General features: G+C 43.2%; 13 protein-coding genes. All 13 read right to left on the minus strand.

Translation table 11 applies throughout. The annotated features are described in order from the left end of the window. Window position 1 precedes the first annotated feature (1 nt). The 13 genes from AC3E6G_RS06655 to AC3E6G_RS06715 all read right to left on the minus strand — a co-directional run bounded on the left by AC3E6G_RS06655 (window position 2) and on the right by AC3E6G_RS06715 (window position 17,219). Complete coding sequence (locus AC3E6G_RS06655) at window positions 2-472, minus strand: ECF transporter S component (RefSeq protein WP_048789871.1); 471 nt, start codon at window positions 470-472, stop codon at window positions 2-4. Then, window positions 462-1,223, minus strand: coding sequence for a bifunctional hydroxymethylpyrimidine kinase/phosphomethylpyrimidine kinase (locus tag AC3E6G_RS06660; RefSeq protein WP_490700698.1), 762 nt, complete (start codon window positions 1,221-1,223; stop codon window positions 462-464). Before AC3E6G_RS06660 ends, AC3E6G_RS06655 begins: the two co-directional genes overlap by 11 nt. Further along, window positions 1,216-1,962 carry a tRNA pseudouridine(38-40) synthase TruA gene (gene truA / locus AC3E6G_RS06665; protein WP_490700699.1) on the minus strand — a complete coding sequence of 249 codons (747 nt, stop codon included), beginning with the start codon at window positions 1,960-1,962 and terminating at the stop codon, window positions 1,216-1,218. The genes AC3E6G_RS06660 and truA overlap by 8 nt, the downstream gene beginning before the upstream one ends. 145 nt (window positions 1,963-2,107) lie before the next feature. After that, entirely contained in the window at window positions 2,108-5,668 is a 3,561-nt protein-coding gene (locus AC3E6G_RS06670; RefSeq protein WP_343094281.1) for a family 20 glycosylhydrolase, read from the minus strand. A 663-nt stretch (window positions 5,669-6,331) separates the two neighbouring features. After that, the gene (locus tag AC3E6G_RS06675; RefSeq protein ID WP_490700700.1) at window positions 6,332-7,573 is read right to left on the minus strand and encodes an aminopeptidase; all 1,242 of its coding nucleotides are present in this window, start codon (window positions 7,571-7,573) and stop codon (window positions 6,332-6,334) included. An 18-nt stretch (window positions 7,574-7,591) separates the two neighbouring features. After that, on the minus strand, window positions 7,592-7,741 hold the full coding sequence (locus tag AC3E6G_RS06680; protein ID WP_023022162.1) for a hypothetical protein: 150 nt from the start codon (window positions 7,739-7,741) through the stop codon (window positions 7,592-7,594). Beyond that, on the minus strand, window positions 7,738-8,433 hold the full coding sequence (locus AC3E6G_RS06685) for a hypothetical protein (RefSeq protein WP_154853847.1): 696 nt from the start codon (window positions 8,431-8,433) through the stop codon (window positions 7,738-7,740). The genes AC3E6G_RS06680 and AC3E6G_RS06685 overlap by 4 nt, the downstream gene beginning before the upstream one ends. A gap of 37 nt (window positions 8,434-8,470) precedes the next feature. Beyond that, window positions 8,471-8,749: a type II toxin-antitoxin system RelE/ParE family toxin gene (locus tag AC3E6G_RS06690; RefSeq protein ID WP_490700701.1), complete on the minus strand. Its 279-nt coding sequence runs from the start codon at window positions 8,747-8,749 to the stop codon at window positions 8,471-8,473. After that, window positions 8,742-9,005, minus strand: a complete 264-nt coding sequence (locus AC3E6G_RS06695) for a type II toxin-antitoxin system RelB/DinJ family antitoxin (protein ID WP_045504412.1) — start codon at window positions 9,003-9,005, stop codon at window positions 8,742-8,744. Before AC3E6G_RS06695 ends, AC3E6G_RS06690 begins: the two co-directional genes overlap by 8 nt. A gap of 101 nt (window positions 9,006-9,106) precedes the next feature. Then, window positions 9,107-10,984, minus strand: a complete 1,878-nt coding sequence (locus tag AC3E6G_RS06700) for a DUF262 domain-containing protein (RefSeq protein WP_129822709.1) — start codon at window positions 10,982-10,984, stop codon at window positions 9,107-9,109. Continuing rightward, window positions 10,978-12,288: a DUF262 domain-containing protein gene (locus AC3E6G_RS06705; protein ID WP_129822708.1), complete on the minus strand. Its 1,311-nt coding sequence runs from the start codon at window positions 12,286-12,288 to the stop codon at window positions 10,978-10,980. Before AC3E6G_RS06705 ends, AC3E6G_RS06700 begins: the two co-directional genes overlap by 7 nt. A gap of 64 nt (window positions 12,289-12,352) precedes the next feature. After that, window positions 12,353-12,475: a hypothetical protein gene (locus tag AC3E6G_RS06710; RefSeq protein WP_275112102.1), complete on the minus strand. Its 123-nt coding sequence runs from the start codon at window positions 12,473-12,475 to the stop codon at window positions 12,353-12,355. Window positions 12,476-12,827: 352 nt separating this feature from the next. After that, complete coding sequence (locus tag AC3E6G_RS06715; protein ID WP_490700702.1) at window positions 12,828-17,219, minus strand: PolC-type DNA polymerase III; 4,392 nt, start codon at window positions 17,217-17,219, stop codon at window positions 12,828-12,830. Window positions 17,220-17,289 lie beyond the last annotated feature (70 nt).

Consider the following 17,289-nt stretch of genomic DNA (forward strand, 5'->3'; position numbering starts at 1 on the left):
TCTAATTTCCCTTCTTTGGTAAGAAATGATACAGAGCATATCCCAGAGCCATCCCAACGAAGTTTTGAACCAGATTATGAGGAACCTCTTCAATGGCCGCTACCCAGGTATTTCCTAAAAAGAGCGCTGATGCTAGGGCATAGCCGCCTACCATGATAACCGTTCCTAGAAGCAGACCGATGTAACGGGCTTTTCCTTTAAAGCCAGCAAAGTAACCTTGAGCTCCGTGAAAAAGAAGACTAAAGAACATCCATTGAGGATAGCCAGAGAGGAGGTCTAAGAGAAAGGCACCAAGACCACCAACCACTGCTCCTTCTTTGCGCCCCAGATAAAAGGCGGTAAAGTAGACACCTAGATCCAACAAGGTCACCATCCCGGTTGGAGTTGGCAACTTGGTATAATAGCCTAGCACAACTGTCAAGGCGGTTAAAATGGCTAAATGCGCGATTACTTGGGTCCGTTTATTGGTCATATTGAACTACTCCATATTGATCTGATTTTTGAATGGCTTGGTAGACAAAGTCTTTAGAGGCTTTGACAGCTTCTAAGGTTGCCTTCCCTTGGACTAACTGGCTTGCTATGCTAGAGGCAAAGGTACAACCAGCTCCTGTATTATTCTTTTCTAAAACGTCTTCTTCGAAGATGGTAAAGTCTTGGCCGTCATAAAAGACATCGATGGCTTTTTCCTTGTTAAGGCGGTTGCCCCCTTTGACCACGACAGTCGCCGCTCCCAATTCATGGAGCTTACGAGCAGCCTCTTTCATATCATCGAGCGATTGAATCTTGCTTTGGGTCAAGATCTCAGCTTCTGGTAAGTTTGGCGTGATGATGGTCACATAAGGGAAGAACTTGATCAATTCGTCTCGAAGGGCTGATACTTCCACGTCATGTGTTTCCTTGCAGACCAAGACGGGGTCTAGTACCACAGGAATCTCCGCATGGGCTTTGACATAGTCCAAGGCTAAGTCTGCCACTTCAACATTTGGCAAGAGGCCGAGTTTAATAGCAGAAAAAGGAACATCCTTGAGAGAGTTGAGCTGTTGAGCAAAGGTCGTCGGATCCACCGGAATCACTTCAAAACCGTGCTCCGTCATAGCGGTCAAACAAGTCACTGCTACAAAGCCATGCTGTTTGTTGGTTGTATAGGTGGCCAGGTCAGCGTGAAGACCTCCCCCACTAAAAATATCATTTCCTGAAATAGCTAGAATCAATTCATTACTCATAACGGATCTCCTTTAAATATAAGCCATTTGGCGCTGCTGTAGGACCTGCTAGATTGCGGTCCTTCTTTTCTAAAATCAGATCGATCTGCTCGATCGGCATCCGATCATTTCCGATCTTCAACAAAGTTCCCACCATATTGCGGATCTGCTTATAGAGAAAGCCATTGCCTGAAAAGGTAAAGAGGAGGCGATGATGTTCTGCATCCTCGTCCAAGCGAGCCTCTGTAATCGTCCGCACCTTGTCTTCCACACTGGTACCCGAAGCTGTGAAGCCCGTGAAATCATGGGTCCCCTCCAACTTTCGGATGGCTGCTTGCATCTTGACCACATCCAAAGGATAAGGGTAGTGGGTTGCATAGTGGCGCATCATGGGATTCTTGGGACGACCATAATCCACGATAAATTCATAGGTCTTGCTGTGCTTCTGGTAGCGCGAGTGAAAGTCATCGGGAACTTGCTCCACCCGGATAAAGTCAATATCCTCTGGGGTTTGGGTATCGAGGGCGAAGCGGAGCTTCTCCTCGTCCCGTGGCTGGGGGAGATCAAAGTGGATGACCTGCCCAAGGGCATGGACACCTGCATCCGTCCGGCCTGCTCCATGTATGGTCACAGGATTTCCTTGATTGAGACGCATCAAGGTCTTCTCGATTTCTTCTTGCACACTACGGGCATGCGGTTGGCGTTGGAAACCAGCAAATAGAGTTCCATCGTAAGAAATAGTTGCTTTGTATCGTGTCATGTTTTTATTTTATCAAGTTCATCCAAGCTGAACAAGGCGGAAAAGAGAGAACTGTCCGGGTACAATTTCCGAGACAAAAAAAGAACCAAGTCTTTCCTTTTCCATCTCTAGAAAATAGAAAGACTTAGTTCAATCGGGGGGCTGATTAGTCTTCTTTCCGTCCTTTGAGACTCATCCCTGTCGCTCCTAAGATCGCTCCAAGCAAGGCCAAACCTAGGACAGATTCTTGTCCAGTCTCAGGAAGCTGATGACTAGACGGTGTTTGATCTTGCATTGGTGTTAGCTTAGCCTCTTCTACTGTTTTTTGTTCTGAAGCGACTGGAGCTGGTTGAGCGTTCACAAGTGGCTTCACTTCAGGAGTTACTGGTCTTACTTGATGATGACCTCCTTGATCAACTTGAGGTAAGTCTGGTTGAGGACTTGGACCATCCTGTAAACCTGGAGTCGGAGTGATCACTTCTGCCTCCTTGGTTCCCACTTCTACAATCTCAGCAACAGCTTCTTTCGAAACTTCAGTTCCTACTACTTGGCGGCTCTCATCAAGGGCAGAAACCGCAACAAATTCACGCTGCTGGCCTTTGACACCTGCTTGAACCACTTTTCGTTCACCCTTGGCTAGTTCTGGATTGGTCCGTTCAACAACTTCAAAATCCAGTTCTTTTTCAATGACTTCCAAGCTTGGTTTGTCTGCTACCAAGGCTCTGACATCATCTTCTGCTTGGCTTCCCACTTGGGTGATTGGTTTCAATTGACTGAGAGCTTGAGTTACCTGTTCAACCTGCTCTGCCACTTTTTCTTGGTGAGCACGACTGATCTTCCAATTTAACTGATCTAGCACCGTTGCAAGAGCTGAACGAGATTCCTCAGTGTAGATGGAAAGATCTGTTGGAACATTGGCAAGGACCGCACGAAGGGCTGTATAGTCAGCTTTGAAGTAGTCCTTATTGTGGTTGGCAAATGCTTCCATGACCTGGAAGACTTCTTCTTCCTTGTATTCATTAGCTGGTTCATCTGCCCAAATTCCCAACATACTTCCGGACACTGGTAATTTCACATCAGGGTATTTGGTTGAAGCTAATTGTTCAAATGGAACGGTTTCTGAATGTTGGATAGCTTTATCGAGTGGATAGCTTTGATCTCCTCTGTGGCCCAAAACATAGTACCAGTCCCCGTTTGTATTGAGGAATTTGTAGCCCTTGTCTGCTAGGTACTGTGGTGATGCGAGATTGTAGCCCCACCATCCTTTAGACCAGTAAGAAATCAAGACGTCCTTGTCAAAGGTCACATCATCTTCGTCTCCATAGTAGAAGCCATCGTTAAAGGCCATTGGTTGCAAGCCTTTTTCACGGGCCATGGCTGCCAGACTATTAGAGTAGTCCGCAAACTTACCATAGAGTTCATACCATTTGAGGTAGTACCAGCCTTGGGCATTGGTAGCATCATTAGCGTATTCGTCTGTTCCGTAGTTAAAGATCTTAGACTTGCCTTTGAAATAGTCCATGTACTTGCCAATGAGGGCCTTGGTGAAATTAACCGCTTCTTCGTTGGTCAAATCCATAGTTGTCTTAGAAACCGTATCAAAGGTCGCTTGCGGATGTTCGATACCTAGTTTTTCCATCGCTACTAAGATGGCATCCATATGACCTGGACTATTGACTGCTGGAATCAAGCCAATTCCTTTAGAAGTCGCATAAGCAAGCAATTCGTCCATTTCTTCTTGAGTCAAGGCTTGACCATTTGGATCGTCATAGTAGGCCTTAGTTCCTTCGATAAGCGCCTGTTTCACGTCATCGCTAGCATAAGTCTTGCCATTGGCTTCCACCGTCATATCATCGAGGACGAAGCGCATGCCATCGTTTCCGACAAGGAGGTGCAAGTCAGAGTAGCCTAGCTCACTGGCCTTGTCCACGATTCGTTTCAGCTGATCTAGCGAAAAGTATTTGCGTCCTGCGTCAATGGAAATCACCTTGCTCTTAGCTAGTTTTTCAGCAGCTTCCTTGTCTGCCAACTCTTTGGCATAGCTTTCTGTATAGACTAAGGACTCTTGAGCGGCTTTGAGAGAAGCAATCAGTTCCTTAGCTTCTGCTCGAGTCGTCTCTGCTCCTACTCCTTCCAGCGCCTTTTTTGCTGCAGTAAAGGCTACTAGGGATTCTGGTGTGTAGTGGTCCAAATCAGTTGGAGCTTCCGCCAGAGCTTTTTCAACGACTTCAGGATCTGCTACAAAGTAGTCCGCATTCTTATCCGCAAAAGCGTGCATGAGCTTGAAGAGTAGCTCTTTTTTGTAGGTTGCAGATGGCGTATCTGCCCAGGCAGCTACCATCCCACCAATGAAGGGAACCTTAGCCCCATCATTTTTTTGAACAACATCAATCGCTGACTTGGAAATCCCTTCAAGTCCTTGATCGAGATTGTACCAGCCAGATCCAGCCTTATCCCGGCCGAGGACATAATACCAAGCATCATTGGTATTAAGAATTTGATGGCCTAGTTCAGATAGGAATTTTGACGAAGCCACATCATAGCCGTTCCAACCACCTGTCCAATAGGATACAATGATATCCTTATCAAAGGTTCCGTAGGAGGTATCGCCATTGTAGTAGATACCGTCGTTGAAGGCCATTGGTTTCATCTTGTGTTTTTTTACAATAGCCGCTAGATCATTGGCATATTGGATGAATTTTTCGTAGCCTTTATCTGGATAGCCTTCATCTGGCCAATGCTTGCTAGCTTGAAGGACCTGCCAACCATGGGCATCTGTTGCATCATTGGCATATTCGTCCAAGCCGATGTTAAAGATTTCTGTCTTGCCACTGAAATAAGCCGCATACTTGTCCACCAAGGCTTTGGTGAAATCTAGAGCTTTTTGGTTGTCTAAATCAACGGTCCGTTCTGACTTTTTCGTACCAAAGTAATTAAAGTGAGGGTTTTCAATCCCCAATTGCTCCATAGCCGTCAGAATTGCATCCATGTGCCCTGGGCTATTAATCGTTGGAATGACGCCTATATTCTTGGATTTGGCATAAGCCAAAATCTCATCCATTTGAGCCTGAGTCAAGGCTGTTCCATTTGGATCGTCATAGTAGGCTTTGGTTCCTTTTTCTACAGCCTCTTTGACCGCTTGACTTGAGTAGGACGCATCTCCCACTTGCAAGGACATGTCATCAAGGACAAAGCGTAAGCCGTCATTTCCCACTAAGAGATGCAAATCGGTATAACCCGTCTTGCTAGCTTCATCAATGATTTCCTTGATTTGATCCGGTGAGAAGTACTTGCGACCGGCATCAATAGAGATGACCTTTTTCTTGGCCAATTTTTCTTCTTGCTCTGGATCTTTAGCGGGTGTTTCCGTCGCTGCTGTCACCGGTTGAGCTGTCCCATTAGCTTCTGTAACAGAGATCGCTTCTTCGCGAATCAAGCGATCAAGATCGGATGCGCGCAATTCTCGATCAGGTAGGGTCGGTTGACTTTGCTCGACGATTGGAGCCGGAACAATTGGTTTTTCTACTGCCGGCTGAGCAGTTTCCTCGGTAGCAGACTGAGGCAAGTCTCCTTCACTTGGCTGTGTCGGAGGAGTCGTTGCAGGGCTTTCTGTAACACTCGGCGTATCTGCTGCTACGACTTGACCGCTGGCAAAAAAGCCAACCAGTACCGAAGCAACTCCTACAGCATACTTGCGAATAGCATAACGTGGTTGATGTGATTTCATCAGGACCTCCTAAAATTTGTTGTGTGTAAACGCTTACTTCCAGTCTATCTAGAAAGCAGGCCCTCGTCAAGGCTTCTTTGAAATGTTCTTTAATTAAGAGAAGAAGCTATAAAATTTTATCCCTATATTTCATTAAAACTAGCGGACACAAAAAAGAGCTTAGTCGTTAAAACCAAACTCTTTATTTTTATTCTTGAAAAACAAAGGCTCTAAGTAGCTCATTTCCGTCTCTCGGCGCAGTGGTTGATGGCTCAAAACACTGTTTTGAGGTGGTGGATAGGGATTGCGGAGCAAGGCCCTTCCTAATCAACTGTGTGGGGCCAGGACTACGAAATCGAGACTGCGTCTACCGATTTCTGTCTCTCGGCACAGTGGTTGATGGCCCAAAACACTATTTTGAGGCGGCGAATAGGGATTGCGGAGCAAGGCCCCTTCCTAATCAACTGGGCGGGGGTACTAAAAAGGTCCTGTGGACCTTTTTTGCCCGAGCTTTGAATCCAAAAAGCGAGGAAGAAATCGAGACTGCGTCTACCGATTTCTGTCTCTCGGCGCAGTGGTCGATTGGAACTACTCCTACCTACGGTACTCGTACTTCCTAATCAACTGTGCGGGGGCAAAACTACGAAATCAAACTCTTCGAGTTACTGATTTCTGTTTTGCTCCCTATATTGCCCAATCTCCGTTGCGGAAGACTGGGACGCGGGTGCCGTCTTCTCGGATGCCGTCGATATCCATTTGGCTTGAACCGATCATGAAGTCGACGTGAACGTCTGAGCGGTTAAGGCCAGCTGCTTCGAGTTCTTCTTCTGTGAACTCTGCGCCACCTTCTACACTGGTTGCATAGGCTGCTCCGATGGCCAAGTGGTTAGAAGCATTTTCATCAAAGAGAGTGTTGAAGAAGGTGATGCCTGATTGGGAAATTGGGCTTGGGTCTGGTACGAGGGCACATTCACCTAAGGCACGCGCTCCCTTGTTTTTGAAGACCAAATCTTTCATGACTTGATCGCCTTTTTCTGCTGTGATATCCACAATTTCTCCATTTTCAAAGGTCACTTTGATGCCTTCGATGATGTTCCCATTGTAGCTAAGCGGTTTTGTAGACGTTACATATCCTTCTGCACGACGGAAGTCAGGAGCTGTGAAGACCTCTTCTGTCGGCATGTTTGGCAAGAAGCCTTCGCCCTGGGCATTGATAGCCCCCGCAGATTCCCAGACGTGGTTCTTCGGCAAGCCAAGAGTCAAATCTGTTCCTGGTGCTGTGTAATGAAGGGCTGAGAATTGTTCCTTATTAAGTGTATCTGCCTTGCTCTTGAGAACAGCTGCATGCTCTTCCCAAGCCTTGACTGGATCTTCTTCGTATACCCGGCAGGTCTTGAAGATTTGATCCCAAAGGAGATCCACTGCTTCTTCATCGCTCGCCGCATTTGGGAAGACTTTTTTCGCCCATTCTAAACCTGCTGCAGCAGCAACTGTCCAGCTGACCTTGTTAGATTGAGTGGCGATGCGCATTGGTTTCATGGCCATGCCCAAAGCTTTAGCAGAAGCAGAAAGCTTCTCTGCATCGACACCATTTAAGGCACCTGGATCAGATGAACGCACACCCAAGCGACTTGCCTTGTGTTCCAAGAGGTAGTTCATCTCTGCAATCTTGTAATCAGGTACATTGTCCAAGCGATCCATCGGTGCATGGAGGAATTTCTCCCGGGTAGTAAAATCATCTGCCCATTGTATGATCACTTCATGTGCCCCCAAGGCATAGGCTTCCTTCACGATCAAGTGGGCCAATTCTCTTTGCTCCACATCAATGTTCAAAGCCAAGGTATGGCCAGGTTGCACGTTGATGCCATTTGCAACCAACAATTTTGCGTATTTTTCTAAGTTTTCTTTAAAATTTGGTAAAACCATGTTCAATCCTTTTCTATATTAATCTTTTAAGAGTGACAAGAGGTTTGCTACCACGACAGTGGAGCAGACCAGGCCAGTAACTTTTAAAATTGTATCGGTATCTAGCTCTAATTGATAGCTAAATGTTTTTTGAGCAGGTTTGTCTTCTGCAAAAATTTTTACTCTCATCGTTCTATTCCTTTCTTAGCATCCTCCTCACCTAGATAGAGACGTCGTGCCTCTGGGCTGTTAGTGAGGATATCTACATAAGTTTCATAGTCATCAAGCAAGGGCTTTCCCAAAGAGATATCTAGCTCTGGATTCACATTTTTCCCATAGAGAAAGCAGAGATAAAGACGTTCATTGAGCGTCGGAAAGACTTCTAGAGACATGAGCTCAGCCTGACCGACCCGCTCCCAATCTTGCTCTTGGATATCTGGTAGGATATAGGCTTGGAAGAGTCCCATCAGAGGATTATCCTCTGGTTGGCCACTTTCCTTGTCCGCCTGAACCAAGGAAAGCCGATGACCAAAACCAGCTACTTGGCGCTCCTGTCCCTTCACCGAAACCGTAATCGGATGCCCTCCCATATGGCTATAAATCCATTCTTTAGGCAGCCTATAATCTAAGAGAGGGTCAAGATCTTTGACAATCGTTACAGGACTAGAGCGTAGAAACTGACGAGTGACTGCTTTACAAAAGAGAATATTCTCCTCTTTCAAGGTCACTCCCTTCCAGCTATTTTCCTCCTTAAAATGGTTAAAAAATACCAGATAGGGCTCCCGCACCATTTGTGCTAAGACATAAACACCATTTCGTAGGCGAATGGAAATGACTTTCCCTGACTTCCAGGGTGTTGCTCTTTTTTTCTTTTCTATCATTAACCAACCTCAAACTGAGCGAGGATCGTTGAATCCATCAGAACAAATCGCTATGACTTCCTGTCCTTAGCAAGTTTAAAATCAATTCGTCCTTATCTACTTTGTAAACCAAAAGCCAATCCGGCTGAATATGACACTCATGAACACCTTGAAAATGCTTGGAGTTGGTCAGTTGATGGTCACGATATCTGATAGGAAGTTCTTTTTCTTGAATCAGAAAATGCAAGACTTCTTCTAACAAATCTGCCTTCAATCCACGCTTCATTGCCAACTTAAAATCTTTTTTAAACTGTTTATGATAGCGAATCTCAAGCACGCAAGTCCTCCATCAAGTCTGAGACAGATTCAAAAGACTGGCTCATATTCCGATTTTGCTCTACATCCGTTACCACTTGAAGCAATTTCCTATTTTCATCTATCTTTACATCAAACGGTAGACCCTGATATTGAATAGCCTGACGGAGGAAAATGTTGATGGCTGTAGTCATATCCATCCCTAAATGGTTAAAAACCTGTTGAGCCTGTTCCTTAACCTCACTATCCAAACGAATACTCATACTCGTCTTAGACATATTCTCACCTTCTTTCTATTGATTATTGTAACAAAAAAGAAGGCTACTGTAAATCTATTAGATATACAATGGCGTTTTAACATTGATGATTAAGGCAATTCTTATGACTTACTTTCTATAAATTTTTTGACCATAGGTAAAATTTCTTTTTCTAATCCTTTTATCTGATCCGATTCCCATTTAGTTTTTTCTGTTATGCTAGCCATTATTTGTAATTTTAGACTCTGACGATCAAAAATTCCTTCCCACTGTTTATATTTTGCACTCGGAACTAAATTTCCAAATTTCGAATTTTGACTATCAGTAATAATACAAAGGTTACCAAATGAGTGTAAGAATTGATCATCCATTTTCTCAACTCTTTCATCACTATTTGGATGTTGTGGAAACCAATGCTCTATGGAACGACGATAAGCAAATTTGAAATGATCAAATTTAACACCTTTATACTCCCTTCCTAACTCTTCACGATTTTTCCATAAGATGTAATCAATAAAATTAAATGCATAAACAGGAATGTCACCATATTTCTTAATAATATCTTCCTCGGTGAACAATCTTCCCTCAGCATATCTCACAGCCATTTTTTCAAGAAAATCCTTAAATCGAATAGCAAATTCTTGATCATTTAGTTCCTCAATATTCTCGAAGAGGAATTGCAAAATTTCATATAACCAACGACTATCACGATTGGCAGTGAAAGTCACAGCAAACATAGATTGAAGAAGAATAATGTTTTGGTTAATTTCCGAATCTGAAAATGTATTCTTAGTAAAGCGTTCTTCAACTATGTAATGCTCTTTCGCTTTTCCGTTAGGTTGATATTCATAATAAGTTCCCTTCTGCAAAAACCATTCATCCTTATTTCTGCTTGAAGAATCCATATTTGAATTTCTAACGATGTAATTATCAAAAATATGTTTTATTTTAAGAAGAAATTCACTGAATTCAATAATCCAAGTCTTATTTTTATTTTTTATATCAAATAGAGTTAAGAGTTTCTTATCGTCTAGCTGAACCTCACTGGGATCTCTACCTTCCCAAATAGCCAATACATGGAGTAAGAAGGTAGGAAAATCTATAACTTGGGTATAATCACCAAAATCTTTTTCTACTTCTATATTTTTTTCATTTATCTTTTTTCCTAATACATCTGATAACTTTCTTCTTTCATTTTGATAAAAATCAATGTCATCATAAATATTATGAAATGAGTAATTTGAAAAGTGCCATCCAAAAATGCGTTCACGCTCCTGAAAACTGTCTGCCCTCTTCCGTCTCATCTTAAATTGACTTGCTACTGGCTTATCAAATTCAGCGCAAGCATCCCAGATTCTAGCAAATTTTTCTGCTGTTTCTTGATTTTCTCCAAACTTAGCCATCATTTGTGCCTTAAGAATTTCATGAGCTTCTAGTTGTTCTCCCCGAGAGTTAAAACGTTCGAAATAAAGATTCAAATCTAAATCTTCAGGAAGTATACTCCGAAAAATGATGACATTCTCAAAAAGATAATCAACGAAGGACTGAGGTTCAAGTTGGCGCTCTCCTAGCACTTTTTTCAGGGCATCTTTAGCATGTCTGTAACCTCTAGTTAATTCATTTTCATCGTCCTCAGAAATTTTTTCATTGATAAATAGATTTTGAATATTCTCATTTGATCTTCTCCGAGCCGGGAAAGTTAAGTTAACCGCCTCTAATTTGTCAAAATTAAACTCATTTTTCAAAACCAAAGCAATTAAATTAAGGGCTGTTGTTCGTTGTTGACCATCTATAATTTTAAAAAGACCATTCTCTTCATTGACAACTAATGTTCCAATATAGTAATTGTCTCTCTTTTCTTGATAAGCATCTGCTACATCGTTCAATAACTGCTCGATCTCATCATAAGTCCAGGAAAAATTTCTCTGATAAAGAGGAATAGCATAGCTATCTTCGTTTAATAAACGATCAACGGACAAGCTGATATGTGTCTCTACCATTTTCCTCTTTCCTCCTCTATAATCTGCTCCACAGTATAATTTTCAAATAATTCTCTATCTATCTTAAGCATGAAATCATTTGGAGTTACAGCATGGGCTAAAATTTGGAAAAGTTTTTGAACTTCTCTTTGTCTGAACTTCCCGCCTGCAGCGTAGTTTCCTAAAGTAGCATCATATATAGCACGAGACTTTACACGCGGGTAGTAAGCCCAAATAAACAAGGTCTCTACTATTTCTTTTGATAGCTCTTCTTTTCCAAATCTCTCTGCAAAAAGCAAGCAAATATTTAGAAACAAATTATGACACTTGATATAGCGTCCTTTTGAACTATTGTAAATTTTCAACATACCTTCTGGATAATCTGAACTATTTTCTGCCCTTTTAGAATCATTAGAAATTCCTAACTGTTTATTCAAAATATCTATATGATCTTTAATCGTTTGATGGACAGATTCAATATACTTAAAAAATTCACTTCCATCAATGATTGGCATGGTTATTGACATAGGGAAATTTTCAATATGACGGTATAATTCTAGGTATGGAAAATTCTGACTTAAATCAACACCTTTAAAATCATCAATAAAAGATTCTGTAAAACGCAGATATGAACCATAACGCTTATTGGTTAATCCTGTTTCTCCCCTCGACCAACGTCTCATACGAAAAAGATGCTTATCAAATAGATCTTTCAGACTTAAATCGTTATCTTCCACAAACTGCTCCCATTTCTCAATAATTTTTCCATCTTCTGAATCTTGTTGACGCAGATGGTAGGCTTTGAGTAAATCATGAGGTTCTAAAGATTTGCCACGATTATTCTGAGAGTCAAATAATTGAAAAGCTTCTGACAAACGTTCCTCTGGCATGACGATACAAGAGATAGAACAATTTTCTAATAAAAATTCGCAAATTCCTTTTGCCTGGTTTGAACCAACCAATTGAGCTAAATTTTCCCACTCACTATAATTTTCGCTCGCATGATAGCAGGATATCTCTCCAAATTCAGCACCTAAAAGTTGATTAGCACCTTCATAATTCTCTAATTTCTCTAATAAATGAAGAAATAAAGAAATAGAAATTAGCCGTTGTTGCCCATCTACAATATCTAAGTATCCATTATTATCATGCAAGATAACAGAGCCAACTTGATATTCCTTTTTTTCCATAGCATCTCGTAAATCATAAAAAAGATTACGGATATGCTTTCTGTTCCACTTATAAGGTCTTTGATAAGAAGGAATCCGCAAATTACCTTCTTTCAATAGTTCTCCAACCTTTTTAGAAGTAAATTGAATACCCATTTCATCCGCCTTTATTGTATTTTAAAAAAACTACAAATTCATATGAATCTATAGTTAAGAGTAGCTAATTCTTTGGAATAACACTTGTATTAGGAATATTTTTTGAATACTGCTCTGTTGCTTCCTTTGTCCAAAATCCTTGTGCAATCATATTACCAAACTGATCAATAACAATCCATTCAGTCATATCTACGCCTCCTTCCAACTTTTTTAATCATATATTAATCATTTATTATCAGAGATAGTATAGCATGTACAAACTATGAAATCAATATTATATAGAAAGAACATAATATTATTTTTCTCAATTTAAAATCAACTGCAATAAACTTTCTCTATTTGAGAATACAAGTATATAAAAATAGGAGTAAGGCAGTACGATTTTTAGTAAATTTCGTTCTGTCCTACTCCTGAAAAGATAATGTAACATTCTTCCAAACATAGAAAATGAACAATTCAATAAATTAGTTACTTCATCATGTAATTATGACTTTTGTTCATCTAAGATTGATAACTTTTGAATAAAAATCATTTACCCATCAAAACAAATCATCAAACAGGCTGAGCTGGTTATCCTCAGGCATATTGCCAAGGATTCCCATCTCATCCATCTTTTCTACCAAGGTTGAGGAGACGCCTCCACGTTTGCGTAACTCTGTTTTAGAGAGGAATTCTCCTTCTTTGCGAGCTCGCACAATCTGCTTGGCTACGTTCTCTCCCAATCCATCCATGGCGACAAATGGTGGGATAAGGGTGTCTCCATCGATGATGAATTCCGTTGCATCACTGCGATAGAGGTCCAGTTTGCCAAACTTGAAGCCACGCTCCCACATCTCATTGACAATTTCAAGGGTGGTGTAGAGGTCAATCTCCACATTGGAAGCTTCGTTGTTCTTACGTTTTTCAGCAATCTCCTTCATCCGCGCTTTCACGGCTTCTAGGCCTGCGCCCATGGTCTTGATATCAAAGGCCTTGGCACGGATAGAGAAGTAAGCACAGTAATAGTAGAGAGGATGATGAACCTTAAAGTAAGCCACCCGCAAGGCCATCATAACGTAGGCTGCCGCATGGGCTTTAGGGAACATATACTTGATTTTTCCACAAGACTCGATGTACCATTCAGGTACATTGTTAGCCTTCATGGCCTCGATATAACCATTGCGCTCTTCTTCAAGAATCTTGAGCCACATGCCTTTCCGCACCCGCTCCATGATGGTAAAGGCCATTTTTGGATCTAGTCCAGCGTGCATGAGGTAAACCATGATGTCATCCCGACATCCGATAACGGTTGATAGGTCAGCAATCCCAGCCTTGATCAAGTCTTGGGCATTTCCTAACCATACGTCGGTACCGTGAGACAGACCAGAAAGCTGAAGCAATTCGGCAAAGGTGGTCGGATGGGTCTCATCGACCATACCCCGAACGAAGTTAGTCCCAAACTCTGGGATTCCCAGCATACCGGTTGAAGTACCAATTTGCTCCGGTGTGACTCCTAGGATATCTGTACCTGAAAAGAGGGCCATGACACCAGGATCATCCATAGGAATATCGTTTGGATCAATGCCTGACAAGTCCTGGAGCTTGCGAATCATGGTCGGATCATCGTGTCCCAGGACATCAAGCTTGAGGACGTTCTCATCAATATCATGGAAGTTAAAGTGGGTGGTCTGCCATTCGGCGGTCACGTCATCAGCCGGGTACTGCACAGGAGTGAAGTCATAGACGTCCATATAGTTTGGAATAACAACGATTCCCCCTGGGTGCTGACCGGTCGTCCGTTTAACCCCAGCGGCTCCTTGGGCTAGACGTTCTACCTCTGCATCCCGGTAGTACTTGCCATAATCCCGCTCATAACCCTTGACAAAGCCATAGGCCGTCTTGGCAGCCACAGTACCAACCGTTCCTGCACGGAAGGCATATTCTTCCCCAAAGATATCCCGGACATCTAAGTGGGCACTCGGCTGGTCTTCCCCGGAGAAGTTCAAATCGATATCGGGTACCTTATCCCCATCAAAACCAAGGAAGGTCTCGAAAGGAATGTCCTGTCCATTTTTGCTGAGCTTGTGCCCACAGTTAGGACAGTCCTTATTAGGCATATCAAATCCGGAACCATAGGAACCATCGGTGATAAACTCACTGTACTGGCACTGACCACAGACATAGTGAGGCGAAAGTGGATTGACCTCGGTAATCCCGATCATGGTCGCCACAAAGCTGGACCCAACGGATCCACGCGATCCAACCAGGTAGCCCCGCTCATTGGAACGGTGCACCAAGAGTTGGGAGGCCAGATAGATCACAGCGAAGCCATTCCCCAGGATAGAGGTCAACTCCTTTTCAATCCGCAAATCGACGATATCTGGTAGCGGATTGCCATAGATTTCAAAGGCCCGCTTATAGGTCAATTCGGCAACTGTCTCTTCGGCCTTGTCGATAAATGGCGTATAGAGGTCCCCCTTGACCACTTCAACAGGTTCAAAGATTTCTGCCAGTGCGTTGGTATTTTCAATGACCAATTTTCGCGCCAAGTCTTCCCCTAGAAAGGCAAATTCATCCAGCATTTCATTGGTTGTGCGGAAATGAGCTTTTGGCAAAGGTGCTGGTTGAGCATTTTCTCCATGACCGATCGTCCGGTTAATGATAGCCCCTTGCCCAAGACTGCGGACAATAATTTCCCGATAAATCTCTTCCTCAGGCTCAAGATAGTGGACATTTCCTGTTGCCAGGACCGGTTTGCCAAGACGATCTCCCACCTCAATCAAGCTCTTGATGATGGTCTGGAGCTCGTCCATGTCCTTAACCTGCTCTTTGGCAATGAGGGGGGCATAGATGGCTGGAGGCATCACCTCAATAAAGTCATAGTACTTGGCTACTTCGACTGCTGCGTCAACTCCTTGAGAGACAACCGCATCAAAGACTTCTCCTTCAGAACAAGCAGATCCCAGGATCAACCCTTCTCGATGGGCATCTAAAACTGTCCGCGGAATCCGAGGAACACCCTCAAAATATTGAGTATTGGAAAGAGAGACCAATTTGAACATGTTTTTCAAGCCGGTCTGGTTCTTGACATAGATGGTCGCGTGTTTGACCCGTGCCTTTTTATAGGAATCTGGACTAATTAGATCCACATTCAACTTGGCTAGATTGGTCACGCCATGTTTTTCTGCGACGTCCTTGATAAAGATAAAGAGCAAGCGACCCGTCGCTTCCGCGTCATAGTTGGCCATGTGGTGGTGCTCCAAGGCAACGCCGAAGCGCTTGGTCAAGGGACCCAAACCATGACGCTTGTACTCTGGATAAAGGTTACGCGCGAACTCTAACGTATCAATCACTGGCTGAGTGATTTTTGGAAGGCCATGACGCTCATAGTTGGCATTCATGAAGCCCACGTCAAAGGTGGCATTATGGGCAACCAAAACCGCATCCTGACAGAATTCCTGAAACTCCTCTAGGACTTGTTTCAAGGGTTTGGCATTGCGAACATGATCATCGGTAATGCCTGTCAGGTCCGTTGTAAAGGCAGAGATAGGATGACCTGGATTGATGAACTCATCAAATTCAGCAATGATATTGCCCTTATGCATTTTAGATGCGGCAACCTGAATCAAATCATTGTAAATCGCTGAAAGTCCCGTCGTTTCCACGTCAAAAACCACATAGGTTGCTTCATGAAGGTCTAGGTCGACTTCATTGTAGGTAATCGGCACGCGGTCTTCGACGATATTGGCTTCCATCCCATAGATGAGTTGGATACCAGCTTTCTTGGCAGCCTTATAGCCATGAGGGAAGGACTGAACATTTCCATGGTCTGTGATAGCTACTGCTTTGTGACCCCATTTGGCTGCTTTTGCGACTAGCTCCTCTACCTCAGGTAGGGCATCCATGGTTGACATATTGGTATGGGCATGGAACTCGACCCGACGCTCGCCTTCTGGCATCAGATCCTTGCGCTCGTAGTGGACCACTTCTTGGACATCCTGGACATTCATGGTCAAATCGCGTGTGAAGTTATTGACCTCGATATTCCCACGAACCCGCAACCAAGAGTTTTTCTTAATCATGTCAAACTTCTGAGCTTCTTCTTCATTTTTAGCCCATTTCTGGAGCGAAAAACTAGAAGTATAGTCGGTCATCTTGAAATTGATCAAGACCCGACCTGTCCGCGTCACCTTGTGCTCAACATCAAAGACCACTCCTTCAAAGACAATGCGGTTCTCTTCTGTCGTGATATCAATCATAGGAGTGACCTCTGCCTTATCCAGCTTGGGCTTGGCCGCAGCCTTTTTGGCCTTGAAATCAAAGGCTGGTTTTTCCTCTGCTGGTGGTGGAGCCATTTGAGACAAGGACTCCATGGCCCGCAAGGTTTCTTCATTAGCTGCTTGGAAGATTTGATCCTTTTCAGCCTCGAAGGCCTGCTGGAGTTCTTCTGTCATCTGGTCATCCGCTTCGACCCGACACTGGAAATGAGGAAAACCAAACTTGGTCAATTGACTAGCAAGATTAGGCAGATGGTTTTTCCGGTGGTGCTCCGTATCCACAGATGAAGGGCCACTAATGATCAACTCTTCTCCTTGAGAGCGGACTTGTAGGTGTTGATACATGCTCTTAAAGCCCTGACTCGCACAGGGGCCATCTTCAAAAGCCTCCTGATAATAGGCTTGCAAGAGTTCCTCGCTAAAAGTTGGATTCTTCACATGAATCTCAAACACCGCTCGATTTCCTGTCTTTGAAAACTCCTCAGCCAAGCGGTTTTTGAGCTCCTGAAAAATCGTGATGGGAAGAATTTCGGCAAAAACAAAACGAAATTCCCAAACACGACTGAGCTTATGGACGATGACCTCTTGGATTTCAGCCCCTTTAAAAGCGTCTGATTCACGCATTTCCAAAGGCATTCCCAACTGATTCATTAAGATTTCAAAGCTAGTTGACATGATTTCTCCCTGACGAATTACTAGCCTTTATTTTATCATAATTCGCCTAACTTTTCGACTATAAGAAGAT

The organism is Streptococcus sp. SCPM-O-B-23252 (M501) (genome assembly GCF_058200355.1).

Bases quoted from the DNA above. Each gene is read 5' to 3' on its own strand.
- AC3E6G_RS06680 (WP_023022162.1), bottom strand. From the start codon at position 7,741: ATGAGAGTAAAAATTTTTGCAGAAGACAAACCTGCTCAAAAAACATTT.
- AC3E6G_RS06655 (WP_048789871.1), bottom strand. From the start codon at position 472: ATGACCAATAAACGGACCCAAGTAATCGCGCATTTAGCCATTTTAACC.
- AC3E6G_RS06660 (WP_490700698.1), bottom strand. From the start codon at position 1,223: ATGAGTAATGAATTGATTCTAGCTATTTCAGGAAATGATATTTTTAGT.
- AC3E6G_RS06705 (WP_129822708.1), bottom strand. From the start codon at position 12,288: ATGGGTATTCAATTTACTTCTAAAAAGGTTGGAGAACTATTGAAAGAA.
- AC3E6G_RS06710 (WP_275112102.1), bottom strand. From the start codon at position 12,475: ATGACTGAATGGATTGTTATTGATCAGTTTGGTAATATGATTGCACAA.
- AC3E6G_RS06670 (WP_343094281.1), bottom strand. From the start codon at position 5,668: ATGAAATCACATCAACCACGTTATGCTATTCGCAAGTATGCTGTAGGA.
- AC3E6G_RS06675 (WP_490700700.1), bottom strand. From the start codon at position 7,573: ATGGTTTTACCAAATTTTAAAGAAAACTTAGAAAAATACGCAAAATTG.
- truA (WP_490700699.1), bottom strand. From the start codon at position 1,962: ATGACACGATACAAAGCAACTATTTCTTACGATGGAACTCTATTTGCT.
- AC3E6G_RS06700 (WP_129822709.1), bottom strand. From the start codon at position 10,984: ATGGTAGAGACACATATCAGCTTGTCCGTTGATCGTTTATTAAACGAA.
- AC3E6G_RS06715 (WP_490700702.1), bottom strand. From the start codon at position 17,219: ATGTCAACTAGCTTTGAAATCTTAATGAATCAGTTGGGAATGCCTTTG.
- AC3E6G_RS06685 (WP_154853847.1), bottom strand. From the start codon at position 8,433: ATGATAGAAAAGAAAAAAAGAGCAACACCCTGGAAGTCAGGGAAAGTC.
- AC3E6G_RS06695 (WP_045504412.1), bottom strand. From the start codon at position 9,005: ATGTCTAAGACGAGTATGAGTATTCGTTTGGATAGTGAGGTTAAGGAA.